The sequence below is a fragment of the Fulvivirga sp. AWR4_260 genome (assembly GCF_056158185.1).
Map to the genome: position 1 here is coordinate 1,113,481 of NZ_JBSWSU010000015.1, position 18,410 is coordinate 1,131,890.

Genomic DNA, 18,410 nt, shown 5'->3' on the forward strand with positions numbered 1-18,410 from the left:
TTTGAGATTTGAATTGCTATTGAAAGGCCTTTTTCTATTTATAGGCCTTTTTTTTAGCTCTCTATCTTTTGGGCAAAATGCAAAAATTGATAGCTTAAAGGAATTATATTATTCAAAAAACTTATCCACTACGGAAAAAGTAAAGGTTTTAACGGAACTATATAAGTCAAATACAAACCCTGATGAAAGAATTCAATACGCTAGTATTGCTATTGAAATGTCTACTGATAATAATATTAAATCTGAAGCATATTTAAATATTGGTTATTCTTTTAAGGCTAAAGGAGATCTTAATGAAGCTTTAAAGGCACTTTTTGAGGCACTATCATATGCGCATGACTCACATAGGGCGGAATATTTCGCTTCTGTATATAATGCTATTGCTAGTGTTTATAAGTCTCAAAAAAACTATAGCCTTTCGATTGAATACTATGATAAGGCTATGCATTCATATAAGAGTACTGAAAATGATAGACAGATAGCTTTGTTAACATTGAATAAAGGAGAGGTTTTTCGGCTGTTGGGGGAGTATGATTCAGCACTAATTTATTTTGATGAATCTGGAGCATTGTTTAGAAAACTTCATTTAAATAGGGTCATTGGATACAATGAAGGAAATATAGGCCTTGTTTATGAGGAGCAAGGGAGTTTAGATAAGGCTGAAAAAAAATTGATCTCATCTATTGAGATTCTCAGAGATTATAATGATAACTATCCTATTTCTGTATATGAAATTTCACTTTCCAATATTTACAAAAAAAGAGGTGAAGTAGATAAGGCCTTAACGTATGCTTTGGATGCGTATAAATTAGCTAAAGACCTTGGTTTAAAAGAGCAGATTAGAGATGCTAGTTTTGCTCTTTCTGAATTATATTTAGAAAAAGAAGATTTTAAAAATGCCTACGATTATCAGCATAAATATATGGTTTATGAGGATAGTGTAGTGAATGAGGACGCTATTCGAGAAATGGCTACTCTTCAAACAGAGTATGAGGTTTCTCAAAAACAAGCTGAAGTAGATTTGCTAGAATCTGAAAAGCGCAGAAGAGAAATTGTTGCCACATCATTAGGTATAGTTCTGCTACTTATTAGTGCCTTAGCCGTGATGTTCTATAAAAATAATGAGCATAGGAAACGAGCTAATAGACTTCTCAATGAACAGAAGGAAGAAATAGAAACGCAAAGAGATCAGTTAGAAGAGCTCAATAAAACTAAAGATCGTTTCTTCTCCATCATATCCCACGATTTACGAGGACCAGTACATGCCTTTAAAGGATTGTCTCGTTTAATAAAAATGTTTGTCGATGCAGGCGAAATAAATGAATTAAAAGAAATTAATGTACATTTCGATAAATCAGTAGATCAGCTTAGTACCATGCTGGATGATTTACTGGATTGGGCAGTGTCTCAAGAGGGTAATATTCCATATCACCCTGAAGTAGTTGATTTGTCGAAAATGAGTAATGATTTAATGTCATTGTTCATCAATATGGCTAGGGCCAAAAAAATTGAGCTGATATCTAATATTGATGAGGGTACTCAGGTGTGGGCAGATCAAAATTGTGTTAATACCATATTGCGTAATCTGATAAATAATGCTTTAAAGTTCACTCCTGAAGGGGGACAGATTGAAATAAGCTCAGAAGAACTGGAAAAGGAAATTGCCATTAAGGTGAAGGATACCGGTATTGGAATGAGCCCTGAAAAGGTAGAAAGCTTATTTAAATTAGCAGGAAGCAAACGTTCTTGGGGTACGCAAGGAGAAAAAGGTTTAGGCCTTGGCCTTCAGCTGGTGCAGCAATTTACTGAAATGAACTGTGGTAGAGTAGCCGTTCAAAGTAAAGAAAATGAAGGGGCTACTTTTATCGTATACTTACCGAAGCATGAAATAAAAGAAGTTCATGTTTAATCCTCTATGGCTAAATTTATAGCAGTGTAATAATTAAAATCGCTTTTCATTAAAGGTGTTATTTTGGCTATGGTGCTTAAGTATTATACCAATCAATATATGCAGAAGGGAATTCCACCTTTAAATTCATTGCTTCACCAAGGTTTAATAATTGTTTTTATTTTATTGGCACCATCTGTCAAATCTGTGTATTCATTTTCTCCGAATCTACAGGATAGTCTTTATCAACATTATCTTCAAATAGAATTGAACGAGTATCGATTTGTTGACTGGTTCAATTTAAGAACATAAGCCTGTTGAGAATGATTAGATTAATAGTTTTGCTTGTTTTATGTAGTGGTGTTTGCTTATTAGTGAATAACGGTTTTTCTCAAAATTTATCTAAAGCAGATAGTTTAATTGAAGTAGTTAATAAAAAAAACTTATCTGATGAGGTGAGGCTGAAATGTTTAGTTGAAATTTCCTATAATCACCCTAACCCCGACTCTTGTTTGAAATATGCTAATGAGGCATTAGAGTATGTTGAAGGTGCTGAGTATGAAAACTATTATTTAACTGAGATATACTTACATCTAGGTTATGCTTATAAATTGAAGGGGCAATTAAATGACGCGCTGCATGTGCTATTACTATCATTAAAATATGCTAATAAGCATGATAATGAGTCTTTAAATGGGATTGTATATAATGCAATAGCTGGTGTTTATCGAATTCAAAATAACTATGTTTCTTCCCTTAATTATTATAATAAAGCAGAGGAGATTTTTAGGAATCTAAACGACCAGAAAAGATTAGCTAAAATTTTACTTAATAAAGGGGAAATAGGTCGATTTCTGAATGATTATGAGTCAGCTAAGTCATATTTTATAGAAGCTAGGGATATATTTGAGGATATTGATTATGTAATGGGAGTAGCTTACAGTGTAGGTAATTTAGGGATGGTCTATTCTAAAACCCGACAAGAAGATATGGCATTGGTAAATCTCGTGTTAGCTGTGAAAATGTTACGAGGCTTCGGAGATGTTTACCCAATTACGGTGTATCAATTGGCACTTTCAGATCTATTTAAAAACAAAGGTGATTTTGATACTGCAATTCTGTACGCAGATAGTAGTTTTAATGCAGCTAAGGCGAATGATTTAAAAGAACAAATACGTGATGCTTGTAAAAGTTTAGGCGAGCTGTATCGAGAAACTGGCAAATACAAAGAAGCCTATTCATATCAAAATCAGTATAAACTCTATAAAGATAGTGTAGTTAATAAAGATATAATAGAGGATATGGCTGTAATGCAGACTGAGTATGAAGTTGCTCAGAAGCAAGCTAAGTTGGACCTGCTTCGTTCGGAGAACAAAAGCCGTGAATTGCTAAGCATATTTTTGTGTTTAGGACTAGTGCTGATCAGTGCTATAGCATATACCTATCATAGAAACACTAAAAAGCGTAGAGATACATCCATTCTCTTAGGTGAGCAAAAGGAGGAGATTTCAGCACAGCGAGATCAATTAGATGAATTGAATAAAACTAAAGATCGCTTTTTTTCCATTATATCACACGATTTACGCGGGCCTGTGCACTCATTCAAAGGTCTTTCTCGTTTAATCAGAATGTATATTGATAATTTAGAACTTCTCCAATTGAAAGAAATTAATAAGGATTTTGAAAGTTCAGTAGATCAATTGACTTACATGCTAGATGATTTGCTGGACTGGGCATTAACCCAAGGAGGAAAGTCTATTTACCAACCTGAAAGAGTAGAGTTAGCCAAAATTAGTACAGACTTATTGTCTCTGTTTGTTAATATGGCTCGCGCTAAGAATATCACATTGGTCTCACATATAGCTAAAAATACTTTCGTTTGGGCCGATTACAATTGTGTCAATACTATACTTCGAAATCTAATTAATAATGCATTAAAATTTACAGAAGATGGAGGAATCATAGCCATATCTGCGAAAAGGGATAATAAAGAAGTAGCCATAAGTGTAGCCGATAATGGCATAGGAATGAGTGCCGAGAAGCTAAAAGTGCTTTTTAAGTTAGCCGAAGGAGGAAGGTCTTGGGGAACTGATGGAGAGAAAGGCCTAGGACTAGGATTGCAGTTGGTACACCAATTCACAGAACTTAACGGAGGCCGAGTTAAGGTAGAAAGTAAGGAGCAAGAAGGATCTGTGTTTACGGTGTTTTTGCCGGCTTTTAGCGCTGAAACTTTATACTAAAGATTGTAATTGTATTATAATTAGATTTATAGCATTATTTGTGGTCTTAAAGTTGTGTTCCTGATTTTATAATTTAATCTTTGTACAGGATTTAGCATACTCACTACCCTTAAAACTGCTTCCTTGAAGGATTTACCAAAAATCGGATCTGTTGTCTTATTGCTACTTAGCTTACTGCTTAATGGAGGTTTTATTGTAGAGGCTCAAAATATTCATGTTGCTGATAGCTTAAAGAATGAGTGGAATCATTCAGAGGGCTTGTCTACAATGGAGAGATTCCGTCTGCTGAGAGGCATCTACTGGGAACATCCAAATCCTGATTCATGTATAAAATATACCGACATAGCCCTTGTTTATGCTGATACTGTGCAAAATGACAAGATGCGGAATTACATGAAGCATTCCGCTTACCTTTATTCTGGGTACGCTTATAACGATAAAGGTGACTTAAGTCAAGGACTAGATCAGCTCTTTAAAAGTCTTCAATATGCTGATTTGTTAGGAAATAATAGTAATACCGTAGTAGAAATTGCTATCGCCTATAGTTATACCAGTCAGTCAAATTTTAAAATGGCTCAGAAGTATTACAATATGGCTAGGCCGAAATACGAAGCGGCTGGAGATAGCACCGAGTTGGCTAATTTGTACATTAATAAAGGAGAGGCATTTAGGTTAGAAGGGGCTTATGATTCTGCTATGTTCTTTTTTAAGAAGGCGGATCCAATATTATTGGATTTAGATAACGAATTGTCATATGGATATAACCAAGGTAATATTGGTATGGTGTACGAAGTATTGGGAATGTACACTGAGGCACGAGATAAATTAACTAATGCAATAAGAATTTTGCAAAAGTATGGAGCCAAAGGCCCTATTATAGCCTATGAATTATCTATGTCTGATGTTTACAAAGATTTAGGTAAATATAAAGAAGCGATTGCATTGGCAGAGAAATGTTATAATAATGCTTCTAAAATGGGCTATAAAGAATATATAAGTGAGGCTAGTTTTAAATTGGCAGCCTTGTATAAGTTAGTAAATGAATTTGAAAAAGCTTATGAGAGGTTATCTGATTACCTGATTTATAAGGATAGTGTAGTCAATAAAGATGTTATAAGGGAGATGGCTGATATTAGGACTGATTATGAGTTGGCTAAAAAGGAGAACGAAGTGCTTAAGAAGGACGCAGAACTTGATAAGCTAAAAGCTGAAAAGAAAGTGCAACAAGTAGTAGGAGTATTTCTGACTATAGTATTGCTATTGCTTAGTTTCTCTTTTATAGTGCTCTACAAAAACAATAAAATCAGAAAACAAACCAGTGCACTACTCAGTGAGCAAAAAGAAGAAATTGAAGCGCAAAGAGACCAATTAGAAGCCTTAAACTCTACTAAAGACAGGTTCTTTTCTATTATTTCGCATGATTTGAGAGGGCCGGTTCATGCATTCAGGGGGCTTTCTAGGTTGATAGGCGTGTACATTAGCCAGCGTAATATAAAAGAATTAGAGGAATTGAATGCTGATTTTTCAACTGCTATTAGTGGGCTAACCAGTATGTTAGATGGCCTTTTAGACTGGGCCTTGTCACAGCAGGGGGCATTTATTTATTCTCCAGAGAAGATTTCGTTATCAGAGTTAAGTGAGGGAATGAATGAAGTGTTTGCACATTTCGCAAAAGCGAAAAACATAAGCTTGCATTTCAGCGTGGAAAACGGAGTTTACATTTGGGGTGATAAAAATAGTGTTTATACTGTTTTTAGAAATTTGATAAATAATGCAATCAAGTTTACGGCAGAGGGCGGAGAAATAGAGTTTAAAGGAGGAAGCTATGCTGATGACAAAGTGCAAGTACAAGTAATAGATAATGGAATAGGTATGTCACAAGAGAAAGTGACTACATTATTCAATTTTGATGAAAAGAAGAGGTCTTGGGGTACAGATGGAGAAAAGGGATTAGGTTTAGGACTGCAACTTGTGCATCAATTTGTGGATCTTAATGAAGGTACAGTAAAAGTACAATCAAAGGAAGGTCGGGGAACCACCTTTAGTGTACTACTGCCAGCATATATTGCAGAAAATTAACCTCTTGCTTTATCTAATAAGTGATTGAGTTGCTCTGCTTCTTCTTCTGATAATGAAAGTAAAAGCTTTTCTGAGTATTTCATCTGGTCATCCATAGACTTAAGTAAATCTAACCCTTCGTCAGTTATAATTACATCCACAAGTCGTCTATCTCCTGGGCAGGTTGTTTTTTTTACTAAAGATTTAGACGTTAGTCTATCAACAATTCTAGAAACATCCGAATTTTTATCAAGCATGCGCTCTTTAATGCCCGATGTTGATAATGATTCAGGGTGCTTACCTCGCAAAATCCTCAATACATTGTATTGTTGGTTAGTTACACCATAGGGTTTAAACATGTCTTTTAACTTGTTTTGTAACCAACCCGCGGTAAACATAATGTTGAGGTTAGCCTTCTGTTTGCTGCTAGTGAATTTCGATTGCTGAATTTCGTCTTCAAGTCTCATAGTTATAATGTATAAAGAGGGGCATTGCCCCTCTGTTGATTTCTTATGCCTTTTTTTGCAACTCTATGTTACAAGTAATTTCTACTTCTTCGCCTACTACAGCTCCTCCTGCTTCAGTTAAAGCATTCCAGCTAAGGCCATATGCAGTTCTATCAACAGTACCAGTTAATTTAAAACCAGCTTTAGTGTTGCCATAAGGATCTTTAATAGTTCCATTATATTTCACTGCAAATGTAGCTTTTTTAGTAACGCCATGCATGGTGAAATCACCCGTCAGTTGATATTTAGAACCTTTTTTTTCAAGTTTTCCTTTGAATGTTATTTCAGGATACTTTTCTGCGTTGAAGAAATCAGCAGATTTTAAATGCTCATCCCTCTGTTCATTGTCAGTGTCTATTGAAGCAACTTTAGCTGTAAAAGTAACTTCAGCGCCAGAGAAATCCTCATTTTTTGAAACTACAGAAGCTGTGAAGTCCTTGAAGTTTCCTTCAGTTTCTGAGATAACCATGTGGCTTACAGTAAAACCTATGCTTGAATGGCTGTTGTCTATAGACCAAGTAGATTGTGAATAAGCGTTCGTAAAAGCCGCTATTAAAATCATTAAAATTGAGATTCTTTTCATTTTGTTATTAATTAATTCAAACGATTATGATGCAAATATATACGATGTTATAACATTAATGTTTAAACATTGTAAAATATTTTTCAAAAAAAAACGAGTCGTACTTTGACTCGTTCATAAAACCGAATGAATTTATTATTTATTAATAACTTTCAGATTTAGGGCGCGCTTCTTTAACAACTATTGTTCTACCATCAAATTCAGATTCGTTCAATGTTCTAATCGCTTCTTTTGCTGCTTCGTCATCTGGCATTTCTACAAAACCGAATCCTTTAGATCGCTGAGTTTCTTTATCAAAAATAATTTTTGCTGAGTTTACCTCACCAAATACTTCGAATTGTCTTTGAAGAGCCTCACTGGTTGTTCTGTAATTTAACTTTGCTACAAAAATGTTCATTGTAAAATAAAATAATTAATTGAAAATATCTGTTTGAGGGGTGAGTAGTAGCAAAGGTCTTACTAGGCCACGGCTATAACTTAAGCCCAAACGTTATGCTAAAGATAATAGAAGAGATTGACTAATACTATTGTTTATTCAAAGAAGTTTTCTTGATTTTTATAATACTTTTTTGCTGTATTTTATTGATATAAAGTAATATACAATGCTTTAAAGTTTTATATAAAAATCTCTGGTTAAATCTACATACTGATCACTCCAGCTATTATCTAAATGGTAATGCAATAACTCATTTTTGACCACAGAAGTTTTAGATTTTATGAAACTCAATAAAAATCTTTCTACAAACTTGTTTTCTTTGGGTTTAAACGCAGTTTCTTTTTGTAAGAATAGATCTTCAGCTATGGCTATTTCCTTAAATTCTGCAGCTTCAGCAGTGGGTAGTATTACGCACAGTTTTCCGTTATCCTTCAGTAGCATTTTTGATGTAGCAATTAAGTCATGAAAGGGCAAAGTTTGGGTATGTCTGGCATTGGCTCTGCTGTTTTGGGGTGACCGTGTGCCGTCAGTAAAAAATGGCGGGTTACTTACAATTAAATCATATTGATGATCAGTTTTAAACTCTTGCAAGCTAGTATTATATGCGTGTAATCTTTGATGCCATTTTGAGTTATTAAAGTTAACCTCAGCCTCTTTGCATGCAAGTTTATCAATTTCTAACGCATCTACATTGGCATTAGGAAAACGTTGGGCGCACATTAAGGCAATAAGTCCGGTGCCTGTACCTATGTCTAATATTTCAGTAATTTCGTTTTCAGCTTCAGCCCATGCTCCTAATAAAACGCCATCAGTTCCTACCTTCATAGTTGTTTGTTGTTGCAATATGCTAAACTGTTTAAAGTCAAACTGATGATTTCTCCTCATGATATTAATGTAATTATTGAAAGAATGGTGCATGCAAAATTATGATAAAATATAATTAATAGCTCTTTCATGTTTTTGGGTAGCTATAATTTTACCTAGGTGTGCTAAATGTTAGTGCTACCAATTTCATTTTTACCAATTTAAATTCAATTGTTTACTTAAATTTATGGTTTACAAAAGTTTATAATAAAATTTTAGATGGATACTACTGTTACTAAAAAGAAATATCTTTCGGATTTGGAGATTGCGCAAGCCAATGAGATGGCGCACATTAAAAGCATAGCCGCAAAAGTTGGTATAGATGAGCATGATTTAGAGATGTACGGCAAGTACAAGGCAAAGCTTCCTCTTCATCTTATAAAAGAAGATAAGGTCAACAATTCGAATCTTATTTTAGTAACAGCCATGACCCCAACACCGGCAGGGGAAGGGAAAACTACAACTTCCATTGGGCTTACAGAAGGGCTGAATAAAATTGGTAAAAAAGCAGCTGTGGTGCTTCGAGAGCCTTCTTTAGGCCCCGTTTTTGGAATGAAAGGAGGCGCAGCCGGTGGAGGATACTCGCAGGTAGTGCCTATGGAAGATATTAATCTCCATTTTACGGGTGATTTTGCAGCCATTGAAAAGGCAAATAACCTACTTGCAGCACTTATTGATAATAATATCCAAACTAAATCTGGCAACCTTGGCATAGACCCACGTACGGTGGAGTGGAAACGGGTAATGGATATGAATGATCGTGCACTTCGCAATGTGGTTTCGGGCATGGGAGGCAAAAACGGAGGTATAATGCGTGAGACTGGCTTTAATATTACAGCGGCTTCTGAAATTATGGCCATATTATGCCTTTGTAATAGTGTTTCTGATTTAAAAGAAAAATTAGGTAATATTTATGTAGGTGATACATATCAGGGTGAAGCTGTATTTGCGCGTGACTTAAAAGCAGAAGGAGCAATGACAGCGCTTTTGAAGGATGCTATTAAACCAAATTTGGTACAAACCTTGGAAGGAAACCCTGCCATTATACACGGAGGGCCGTTTGCTAATATAGCACAAGGGACTAATTCTATTATAGCTACTAAAATGGGCTTGTCACTAACAGATTATGTAGTGACCGAGGCTGGTTTTGGAGCAGATTTGGGAGCCGAAAAGTTTTTAAATATTAAATGTAGGTATGCTGGCTTATCTCCAAAAGCGGTAGTAGTGGTGGCTACTATTAAGGCGCTGAAGTATCACGGAGGACAACCCTTGGCTGAATTAAAGCAACCCAATACGGTAGCTTTAGTTAAAGGTATGGCCAACCTAGAAAAGCATATCGAAAATGTTAAAATTTACGGATTACCGGCTGTGGTCTCTATTAATAAATTTTCAGGAGATACTGAAGAAGAACTGAATATACTAAAATCAAGGTGTGAAGAGTTAGGAGTAGGCGTGGCTATTTCTGAAGGTTGGGAGCATGGCGGAGAAGGAATGAAAACGCTTGCAAGTAAAGTAGTGAGGGCCGTTGAAGAATTTGAAGGCACTTATAAACCTCTTTATGATTGGGATTGGAGTATAGAAGATAAAATTGAAGCTATAGCCCGTAAGATTTATGGTGCTAGGGAAGTGGAGTTTTTGCCAAAGGCTAAACAAAATTTGAAAAAAATAGAACGTATAGGGCTCGGTAATAAGCCTGTTTGTATTGCCAAAACTCAAAATTCTTTGAGCGATGACCCTAAATGGCTAGGCAGGCCCGAAAATTTCACATTAACAGTGCGAGAAATTGAAATTGCAGCGGGTGCTGGGTTTTGTATTCCTGTGACTGGTAACATATTAAGAATGCCAGGGCTGCCTGCTGTGCCTGCTGCCGTAAATATGGATATTGATGCAGATGGAAAAATATCCGGCTTAAGCTAATAAGTGGTACATATAAGTTTCTTAATTTTATCTGATGAGCAATGCGAGCGTAGGAGCATCTGATATTATCAAATTTGACGAAGGTATAATTCTTTCTCAGAAAGATTTATTGGCAGTAGAAGAGCCTTTGGAAATAAGGCTAGGCTACGGACCTTCTTTCAAACGCAAAGAAATTAGCTTATCAGTAACTATGAGAACCCCAGGCAATGATGATGAGTTAGCTTTGGGGTTTTTGCTTTCAGAAAGTATTGTCACTGCATTACATCAGGTGGTATCTGTTAGGCACTGTGAAAACGTGAAAGATGAGCACGAACGTGGTAATGTAATTAGAGTAGAGCTTGAAGAAGACCTACATTTTGATGTAACGAAACTAGAACGACACTTTTACACTTCGTCAAGTTGTGGGGTATGTGGAAAAACATCAATAGAAGCTGTAAATGCACAATGCGCATTTATTCAATCAAGTTTAAAAGTTAAGGCAAATCATATAATTGAAGCACCACTTTTGCTCAGGGAGCATCAAAGAGTTTTTGAGTACACCGGAGGGCTTCATGCTTCAGGACTTTATAGTCAGTCCGGAGAATTACTACTTGTAAGAGAAGATATTGGCAGGCATAATGCCTTAGATAAACTGTTGGGTGCCATAGCGCGAAATGAAACTATTAATCCTGCCGAATGTTTTATACTAGTAAGTGGACGGATAGGATTTGAGTTAGTTCAAAAAGCTGCAGTAGCACGTATCCCTCTACTGGCGGCCGTGGGTGCACCCTCTTCGTTGGCCGTAAAGTTAGCTGCAGATGTTGGTCTTACACTAGTGGGCTTTACTCGTGGGCAGAAGTTCAATATATATTCAGCTCCGGAAAGAATTGAGTTAGAAAAAGGCAACACTAACCCCATTAATGATGAAAATTAGAATCAAAGGAAATACTTTGAGGTTGAGGCTTTCGCAAGGTGAAATTGACACTATTCGTGAAGATGGAGTTACCAGTGATAGTATTGATTTTGGCGAAAGCCAGTTGATCTATACCTTACAGCAATCTGATGCTACTACAGAGGTGATGGCCTCTTATAGTGGCAATTTTATAACAGTACATGTACCTACTGAAATTCTGAAACCATGGGTAGAATCCGATCAGGTTGGATTCAGTGGTAGCATGAATATTACCGCAGAAAAAACACTTTTTATTTTAGTAGAAAAAGATTTTCAATGTATGAAGCCTCGCCCTAATGAAGATGAGACTGATCTTTTTCAAAACCCTTTAGCTGAACATAATAAAAATGGAAAATAAGGATAAAATTAATGCGCAGCCCCCAGAGGAGCATAATCACATAACGTTAAAAGACCCTAAAACCATAGCTGGTGGTATTCCGGCCATTATTTCTTCTATGAAACACGTTTATGGTGAGGTAGGAGTAATGGATGGTACCAAAACAATGTTAAAACTTAATCAATTTGATGGTTTTGACTGTCCGGGGTGTGCCTGGCCAGACCCAGATAAGCACAGGTCTGTGGCGGAGTTTTGTGAAAATGGAGCTAAGGCTGTAGCTGAAGAGGCTACAACGGAGCGCGTTAACCCTGAGTTTTTTAAAAAATATAGTGTAGCTGAAATATCTAAATGGTCAGACTATGAAATAGGTAAAAGTGGTAGAATAACCGAGCCTGTTATCTTAAAGCCAGGAGCTACACATTATGAACCCATTTCTTGGCAAGATGCATTTCGTACCATAGGCGACCACCTCAATGCTCTGGCCTCACCTGATGAGGGTATATTTTACACTTCAGGACGAACAAGCAATGAAGCAGCCTTTTTATATCAGCTTTTTGTGCGCCAATATGGGACTAATAATTTGCCCGATTGTTCTAATATGTGTCACGAATCTAGTGGTTCAGGGCTATCAGAAACGGTGGGTATAGGAAAAGGATCGGTTACTTTAGATGACTTTTACGAGTCAGAGGTGATCGTTATAATGGGACAAAACCCAGGGACAAATCACCCTAGGATGTTAACTGCACTAGAGAAGGCAAAGCAAAGCGGAGCTAAAATAGTAACGGTTAATCCATTGCCAGAGGCTGGGTTAATTAGTTTTAAACATCCGCAAAGTCCTAAGGATATTATTGTGGGCGCTACAAAATTGACAGATTACTTTCTGCAAGTAAAAATTAATGAAGATGTAGCTCTACTAAAGGCTATAATGAAAATATTGGTTGATAAAGAAAATGAATCCCCGGGTAGCGTATTCGATCAAGAGTTTATAAACGAACATACTGCAGGACTTGATGATTTCCTTAATGACCTCAAATCTTATAATACTGATGAACTGATTGCCAGAACGGGAGTTGATAAAAAGCAGATATATGAAGTAGCCGATCTGCTGGCAGAGAAAAGAAAGATTATTGTGTGTTGGGCTATGGGACTGACTCAGCATAAAAATGGAGTAGATAACATCAGGGAGGTTGTGAATCTTCTGTTGCTTAAGGGAAGTATTGGTAAGCCGGGAGCAGGTACATGCCCTGTTAGAGGACACAGTAATGTACAGGGTGATAGAACTATGGGGATATGGGAGAAGCTACAGCCGAAGTTTGGCGCCAAACTAAAAGAGGTTTTTAACTTTGATCCTCCCAAAAAAGATGGATATGATGTGGTGAATAGTATAGAAGCTATGTACAATCACAAGGCCAAAGTTTTTGTAGGTATGGGAGGTAATTTTATATCGGCCACGCCAGATACAGAATTAACAGCTAAAGCTTTACAGCAGTGTGATTTAACCGTTCATGTATCTACCAAGTTAAATAGGAGTCATGTTATTCATGGCAAAACAGCACTTATTCTTCCTTGTATTGGGCGCACAGAACGCGATGAGCAGGCATCAGGAAAGCAATTTGTAACCGTAGAGAACTCTACTGGTGTAGTGCATCAATCAAGAGGAGGTAAAACACCTGTTTCTCATCATTTATTGAGTGAGCCTAAGATTATAGCTGAAATAGCTAAAGCTACCTTAGGAGATAAAACTACGGTAGACTGGGATTTTATGACTTCAAATTATGATAATATTCGTGATGCTATAGCAAAGGTATGTCCTGGCTTTAATGATTATAATACGAGGGTTAGAAATAAGGGAGGCTTTTATTTGCCCAATGGTGCACGCGAAAGACAGTTTGATACCAAGACCAAGAAGGCCAATTTCACTGCTAACTTGCTGCCAGATTTTAACCTTACTGATGATGAGTATCTCATGATGACCATCAGAAGTCATGATCAATATAACACTACTATTTATGGAATGCACGACAGGTATAGAGGTATTCATAATGAAAGAAGAGTGGTGTTAATGAATACAAAAGATATGGCTAAGGCTAACTTGGATAGAGAGTGTAGGGTGGATTTGATAAGCGAATATGATGGAGAGCAAAGAGTGGCAAAAGACTTTTTGGTTATTCCTTATGATATTCCAGAACAATGCATGGCTACTTATTTTCCAGAAGCCAATGTATTAGTTCCTTATAATCAAACAGCAAGAGAAAGCAATACGCCCATTTCTAAATCTGTTGTAGTCAAAGTAAGAAAAATGGTATAAAAACATTATTTTTTCATTATCTTAATCACACTAATTAGGATGATTACATGGTAATATGAGGGCACTACTGCTGCTGTTTATTTTTTCTTTTTATTCTTTTTCCCTCTTAGCTCAGAATTTCAGTAAAAGAATTTTTGGTGTTAATGATGGTCTGGTTACCCCTATAGTAAAAACAACAGCATATGATTCTCTGGGTTTTTTATGGCTAGGTACTGATGAGGGTTTGATGCGTTACGATGGTAATGTATTTGACCCTTATATTAGCGCTACTCCTAGCAGGTATATAAAGAGCCTTTTTCACTGTAAGGATGGTTTTTTTGCCATTAGTGATTTAGGTATCACCAAAATCAATTCTACGTTAGATTCAGCTTCTTTTTCTAATGTGCTTTTAGGGTCAAGGGTTGAAAGCGATTCAACATTGTGGTACCCGAAGGGACTACACATTGATGGTGCTGATAATTGGTGGATTTCTGAACCCAAATCCATAGTTAAATATAACGGGAAGCAGATGAAAAGGTATAGCTTTCCTAATGCAGATCACTCTGATAACTTTTTTCGATCATTCTCCATTTTCATGTATCATGATGCTATTTATGCTTTTAGCTTTAATGGCAACCTGTACAGGTATGAAGCTACGGAAGATAAGTTTTTGCCTGTAGCGCTTAACTTGGAGGTTGGTCTCGAAAACGTTAATACGGTGTTGGTGTCGGGTGACACAGCACTAATAGGAGATCTTAACGGCCTTCATAAACTGTGGGAGCTTGAAGGTGAGTTGAGGTGTGAGTTTATAGATAAGGTAACTGTTAAAAATATATCGATAATACAGCAGTATGATGAGAAGGAGTTGATCATAGGTAATTTTGATAATGCATTTGCGCATTTGGAGTTGCCTTCTTATAAGTTAACCAATGAAGAAAATGTGCTAAGAACCAATGATATAACTCCTAGTAACAATGGTGACTTTTGGTTGAGTTCTGATGAAGGCCTTATTTTACTAAAAGAGAATTACTTTGTTTCTCATGGTAGTGATGCTAGCTATGTAGATTGTATTCATATCTCAGATGATAATGTTTACTATAGCAATAAAGACGCTGTTTTTAAGGTTTCATACAAAGATGGGAGGTATAAATCACAGAAAATTCTTAGTGGAGAAAGTGATTACTTTCTAAGTATAGCAGGCGTTGCCGATGATTTATGGATAGGAAACAAACAAGAACTTTTACACTTGGTCAATGAAAAAATCGTTGATAGCCTAGACTTTTCATTTGGTAAAACTTTAATCTTTCATATTTTTTCAGACCAGCAAAGTAATATTTGGGTAAACCAATCTGAAGGAGTAATAAAAATATCAGAAGATAAAGGCATTGAATTTTTTCGTAAAGGCGAGGGGATTGGCGCCAGAGTGCTAATTGTTTATGAAAATGAAGGGAAGCTGTGGTGTGGAGGCAATGGAAGCAGTACCTATTTGTATGAATATATACCTGACAAGAATTTATTTGTAAATAGAAGTAAGCCACTATCGAATAACCTACCTTATAATTTTGAAGTTAACGACATAAGATCGAGAAATGATACCTTGTGGTTGGCTTCATCACTTGGCGTATTACTGTATACCGAAGACTCTGTTACTAGGCTGAATTTAGGGCGCTATTCAGATTTGCCAGTAAAATCATTGGCCTTAGAGGATAATTTCATTTGGTACGCCAATGCTCAGGGCATATTTAGGTATGATATGAATAACCCACAAGATGTTATTGGTTTTACTGAAAGTTCGGGGTTGCCCTCTCGCTCAGCTAATGAGCGCACATTAAAGATAGACGCTCATGGAACTAAGTGGGTAGGGACTGCCAGAGGTATCACCCACAGTTTGCAAGGGAGTGATATCTTTAAAGTTACCAAAACCCCATTATTACATAGGTTTAAACTTAATGGGGAAATAGTGTCAGAAGGCTTTCTGGCTAATAATCATATACCTTATAATTCATTCGTTGAAATAGATTTTTTATGCATGTCTATTCCTAGCGAATATTTAAAATATCAATATCGAGACTTAAATATTAGTGAAGAATGGTTAAACATGGAAGACGTGGGTGTGCTACAGTGGAATGCCATTACTGATGGGGTATATCATATTCAGGTGAGAGTGCGGCAAGAAGGAAATTACCTGTGGAGTAGCCCTGTTGATATATCTTTTAATGTAAGTAAGGCTTACTATAAGCAAGCTTGGTTTTTGTTTGTGGCATTGATGGTAGTAGCCTTTGCTATTTTTGGAGTTTATAAAATACATCATTTCCGATTGCAGAGAGATAGAGATAAACTCAATGCAATAGTGCAAGAAAGGACTATACAACTGCAAATTGCTAACGAAGAGTTGCTGCAAACCAACAAAGAGCTGGATATGTTTGTGTATTCTGCGTCTCATGATTTAAAGGCTCCTCTAACCTCACTTATAGGTCTGTTAAATTTATATCACCTTGAAAATACCACTCAAGCTAAAGATGACTTAGTGGATAGAATGACTGGCAGTGTTAAGAAATTAGAAGCTTTTATTAAAGATGTTATAGATTACTCTAAAAACTCTAGGATGGACGTAATCTATGAAAAATTGGACTTTTATCAATTGATTAGTGATGTTTTAGAGGCGCATCAATACGTGGGTGATTTTGAACATATTAAATTTAGAGTGCATATAGAGCGGAAGGCTTTCAAGTCAGATAAAAGTAGGATAAGAATTATATTCAATAACCTCATATCAAATGCTATAAGGTATAGCGATATGAATAAAAAGCAGCCCTCTATCGGGGTGAATGTTAGTGGTGATGGAGGAAATTTAAGAATAGAGGTAACAGATAATGGAATAGGTATTAAAGAGCAGTTTCAGGAATATATCTTTGATATGTTTTACCGGGCTAATGAATCAAAAGTAGGGTCTGGTTTGGGACTTTACATAGTGCGTGAAACTGTTAATACATTAGGAGGCACTATAATGATAGACTCAAAGGAAGGTAAGGGGTCTAAATTTATCATTATAGTACCTAATCATGTTGCTTAAGCATCCAATGCTTTTTGCATTTTTGCTTTTATTTCTTCGTTACAAAGGTTGCCAATACTTCCTTCGTGCGTGTGCTGCACGTTTTTGTCAGGATTGTAATTGCCATCAGCTATGTCCTTACCTACTTTCTGGTAAGCTTCTCTAAAAGAAAGCCCGTTTTGTACTTCTCTATTCACTACTTCAACACTGTATAAATAATCATATTTTGGATCATTAATAGCTTCTTTATTAATGATAATATGCTGAAGCATAAATTCGCAGATTTGCAAACAAGCTTTTAATTCAAACAATGCAGCAAATAAGCTTTCTTTCAACAATTGAAAATCTCTATGATAGCCACTAGGTAAATTGTTAGTGATTAATGTTAGCTCAGTGGGTAAAGCCTGTATTTTATTGCATTTTCCTCTAATCAGTTCAAATACATCAGGGTTCTTTTTATGAGGCATAATACTTGAGCCAGTGGTTAAATGCGCAGGAAAAGTAAGAAAACCAAAGTTTTGACTCATGTAGAGGCATACATCCATGGCAAATTTTGATAAGGTGCCAGCTACACTTGCTAACCCAAAACTAACAGACTTTTCTAATTTACCTCTACTCATTTGAGCCGCTACTGAATTGTACTTTAAAGTATCGAAATTCAATTCTTTAGTAGTCATGGTGCGGTTAATAGGGAAGCTGCTACCGTAACCTGCTGCTGACCCTAATGGATTTTGATCAGAAATGTTAAGAGCAGCATTTAAGAAATGCACATCGTCTATCAAAGCTTCTGCATAAGCACCAAACCACATTCCAAAAGATGAAGGCATGGCAATTTGCAAGTGCGTATACCCAGGGATTAGTATATCTTTGTGAGCTTCACTTAGGCTTTGTAATCTGTTGAATAAACCTTCGGTTAATTTCTTTACATCTTTGAGCTCTTCTTTGCAAAAAAGGTGCATGTCTACCAAAACCTGATCATTCCTAGATCTTGCAGTGTGTATTTTCTTACCTGCTTCACCTAGTTTTTCAGTAAGCACATATTCCACTTTTGAGTGAACATCTTCAAAATGCTCTTCAATTATAAAATCGCCTTGCTCTATAGTCTGTAGTATTACTGCTATTTCTTTCTCAATACCAGCAATATCTTCATCAGTCAAAATATTAACATGATGTAACATATGCGCATGTGCAAGAGAGCCTAATACATCATATTTTGCTAGGTGCATATCAAGCTTGCGGTCGTTACCAACGGTAAATTCTTCTACTGCCTGCTCTATTTTATATCCTTTATCCCAAAGTTTCATTTTGTAA

The 18,410-nt window shown here is 36.2% G+C and carries 13 protein-coding genes; 8 read left to right on the forward strand and 5 right to left on the reverse strand.

Features of this window, described 5'->3' with window-relative positions:
* The first annotated feature begins 1 nt into the window (after position 1).
* The 3 genes from ACXACQ_RS11240 to ACXACQ_RS11250 all read left to right on the forward strand — a co-directional run bounded on the left by ACXACQ_RS11240 (position 2) and on the right by ACXACQ_RS11250 (position 6,207).
* Entirely contained in the window at positions 2-1,909 is a 1,908-nt protein-coding gene (locus ACXACQ_RS11240) for a tetratricopeptide repeat-containing sensor histidine kinase (protein WP_474976043.1), read from the forward strand.
* Positions 1,910-2,211: 302 nt separating this feature from the next.
* Positions 2,212-4,128 carry a tetratricopeptide repeat-containing sensor histidine kinase gene (locus tag ACXACQ_RS11245; RefSeq protein WP_474976044.1) on the forward strand — a complete coding sequence of 639 codons (1,917 nt, stop codon included), beginning with the start codon at positions 2,212-2,214 and terminating at the stop codon, positions 4,126-4,128.
* Positions 4,129-4,251: 123 nt separating this feature from the next.
* Complete coding sequence (locus ACXACQ_RS11250) at positions 4,252-6,207, forward strand: tetratricopeptide repeat-containing sensor histidine kinase (RefSeq protein WP_474976045.1); 1,956 nt, start codon at positions 4,252-4,254, stop codon at positions 6,205-6,207.
* Here the strand turns inward: ACXACQ_RS11250 and ACXACQ_RS11255 are convergent.
* From ACXACQ_RS11255 to ACXACQ_RS11270, 4 genes are all read right to left on the reverse strand, one after another.
* Positions 6,204-6,653: a MarR family winged helix-turn-helix transcriptional regulator gene (locus ACXACQ_RS11255; protein WP_474976046.1), complete on the reverse strand. Its 450-nt coding sequence runs from the start codon at positions 6,651-6,653 to the stop codon at positions 6,204-6,206. The two genes, ACXACQ_RS11250 and ACXACQ_RS11255, sit on opposite strands and share 4 nt — an antisense overlap.
* A 43-nt stretch (positions 6,654-6,696) precedes the next feature.
* Positions 6,697-7,275, reverse strand: a complete 579-nt coding sequence (locus ACXACQ_RS11260) for a YceI family protein (RefSeq protein WP_474976047.1) — start codon at positions 7,273-7,275, stop codon at positions 6,697-6,699.
* Between the two features lie 142 nt (positions 7,276-7,417).
* A complete protein-coding gene (locus tag ACXACQ_RS11265) occupies positions 7,418-7,672 on the reverse strand; it encodes an RNA recognition motif domain-containing protein (protein WP_474976048.1) in 255 nt (84 codons plus the stop codon).
* Between the two features lie 210 nt (positions 7,673-7,882).
* A complete protein-coding gene (locus tag ACXACQ_RS11270) occupies positions 7,883-8,596 on the reverse strand; it encodes a tRNA1(Val) (adenine(37)-N6)-methyltransferase (protein WP_474976049.1) in 714 nt (237 codons plus the stop codon).
* Between the two features lie 198 nt (positions 8,597-8,794).
* Between ACXACQ_RS11270 and ACXACQ_RS11275 the strand changes: the two genes are divergently transcribed.
* From ACXACQ_RS11275 to ACXACQ_RS11295, 5 genes are read left to right on the forward strand one after another with little or no spacing between them, the layout of a single operon-like run.
* The gene (locus ACXACQ_RS11275) at positions 8,795-10,492 is read left to right on the forward strand and encodes a formate--tetrahydrofolate ligase (RefSeq protein WP_474976050.1); all 1,698 of its coding nucleotides are present in this window, start codon (positions 8,795-8,797) and stop codon (positions 10,490-10,492) included.
* Positions 10,493-10,526: 34 nt separating this feature from the next.
* Positions 10,527-11,405, forward strand: a complete 879-nt coding sequence (gene fdhD / locus ACXACQ_RS11280) for a formate dehydrogenase accessory sulfurtransferase FdhD (RefSeq protein WP_474976051.1) — start codon at positions 10,527-10,529, stop codon at positions 11,403-11,405.
* Positions 11,392-11,781, forward strand: coding sequence for a DUF7009 family protein (locus ACXACQ_RS11285; RefSeq protein WP_474976052.1), 390 nt, complete (start codon positions 11,392-11,394; stop codon positions 11,779-11,781). The genes fdhD and ACXACQ_RS11285 overlap by 14 nt, the downstream gene beginning before the upstream one ends.
* A complete protein-coding gene (locus ACXACQ_RS11290; RefSeq protein ID WP_474976053.1) occupies positions 11,771-14,068 on the forward strand; it encodes an FdhF/YdeP family oxidoreductase in 2,298 nt (765 codons plus the stop codon). Before ACXACQ_RS11285 ends, ACXACQ_RS11290 begins: the two co-directional genes overlap by 11 nt.
* A 55-nt stretch (positions 14,069-14,123) precedes the next feature.
* Positions 14,124-17,120, forward strand: coding sequence for a sensor histidine kinase (locus tag ACXACQ_RS11295; protein ID WP_474976054.1), 2,997 nt, complete (start codon positions 14,124-14,126; stop codon positions 17,118-17,120).
* Here the strand turns inward: ACXACQ_RS11295 and argH are convergent.
* On the reverse strand, positions 17,117-18,403 hold the full coding sequence (gene argH / locus ACXACQ_RS11300) for an argininosuccinate lyase (protein ID WP_474976055.1): 1,287 nt from the start codon (positions 18,401-18,403) through the stop codon (positions 17,117-17,119). The genes ACXACQ_RS11295 and argH overlap by 4 nt on opposite strands.
* Positions 18,404-18,410 lie beyond the last annotated feature (7 nt).

Bases quoted from the DNA above. Each gene is read 5' to 3' on its own strand.
- ACXACQ_RS11245 (WP_474976044.1), top strand. From the start codon at position 2,212: ATGATTAGATTAATAGTTTTGCTTGTTTTATGTAGTGGTGTTTGCTTA.
- ACXACQ_RS11255 (WP_474976046.1), bottom strand. From the start codon at position 6,653: ATGAGACTTGAAGACGAAATTCAGCAATCGAAATTCACTAGCAGCAAA.
- ACXACQ_RS11260 (WP_474976047.1), bottom strand. From the start codon at position 7,275: ATGAAAAGAATCTCAATTTTAATGATTTTAATAGCGGCTTTTACGAAC.
- ACXACQ_RS11265 (WP_474976048.1), bottom strand. From the start codon at position 7,672: ATGAACATTTTTGTAGCAAAGTTAAATTACAGAACAACCAGTGAGGCT.
- ACXACQ_RS11270 (WP_474976049.1), bottom strand. From the start codon at position 8,596: ATGAGGAGAAATCATCAGTTTGACTTTAAACAGTTTAGCATATTGCAA.
- ACXACQ_RS11275 (WP_474976050.1), top strand. From the start codon at position 8,795: ATGGATACTACTGTTACTAAAAAGAAATATCTTTCGGATTTGGAGATT.
- fdhD (WP_474976051.1), top strand. From the start codon at position 10,527: ATGAGCAATGCGAGCGTAGGAGCATCTGATATTATCAAATTTGACGAA.
- ACXACQ_RS11285 (WP_474976052.1), top strand. From the start codon at position 11,392: ATGATGAAAATTAGAATCAAAGGAAATACTTTGAGGTTGAGGCTTTCG.
- ACXACQ_RS11290 (WP_474976053.1), top strand. From the start codon at position 11,771: ATGGAAAATAAGGATAAAATTAATGCGCAGCCCCCAGAGGAGCATAAT.
- ACXACQ_RS11295 (WP_474976054.1), top strand. From the start codon at position 14,124: ATGAGGGCACTACTGCTGCTGTTTATTTTTTCTTTTTATTCTTTTTCC.
- argH (WP_474976055.1), bottom strand. From the start codon at position 18,403: ATGAAACTTTGGGATAAAGGATATAAAATAGAGCAGGCAGTAGAAGAA.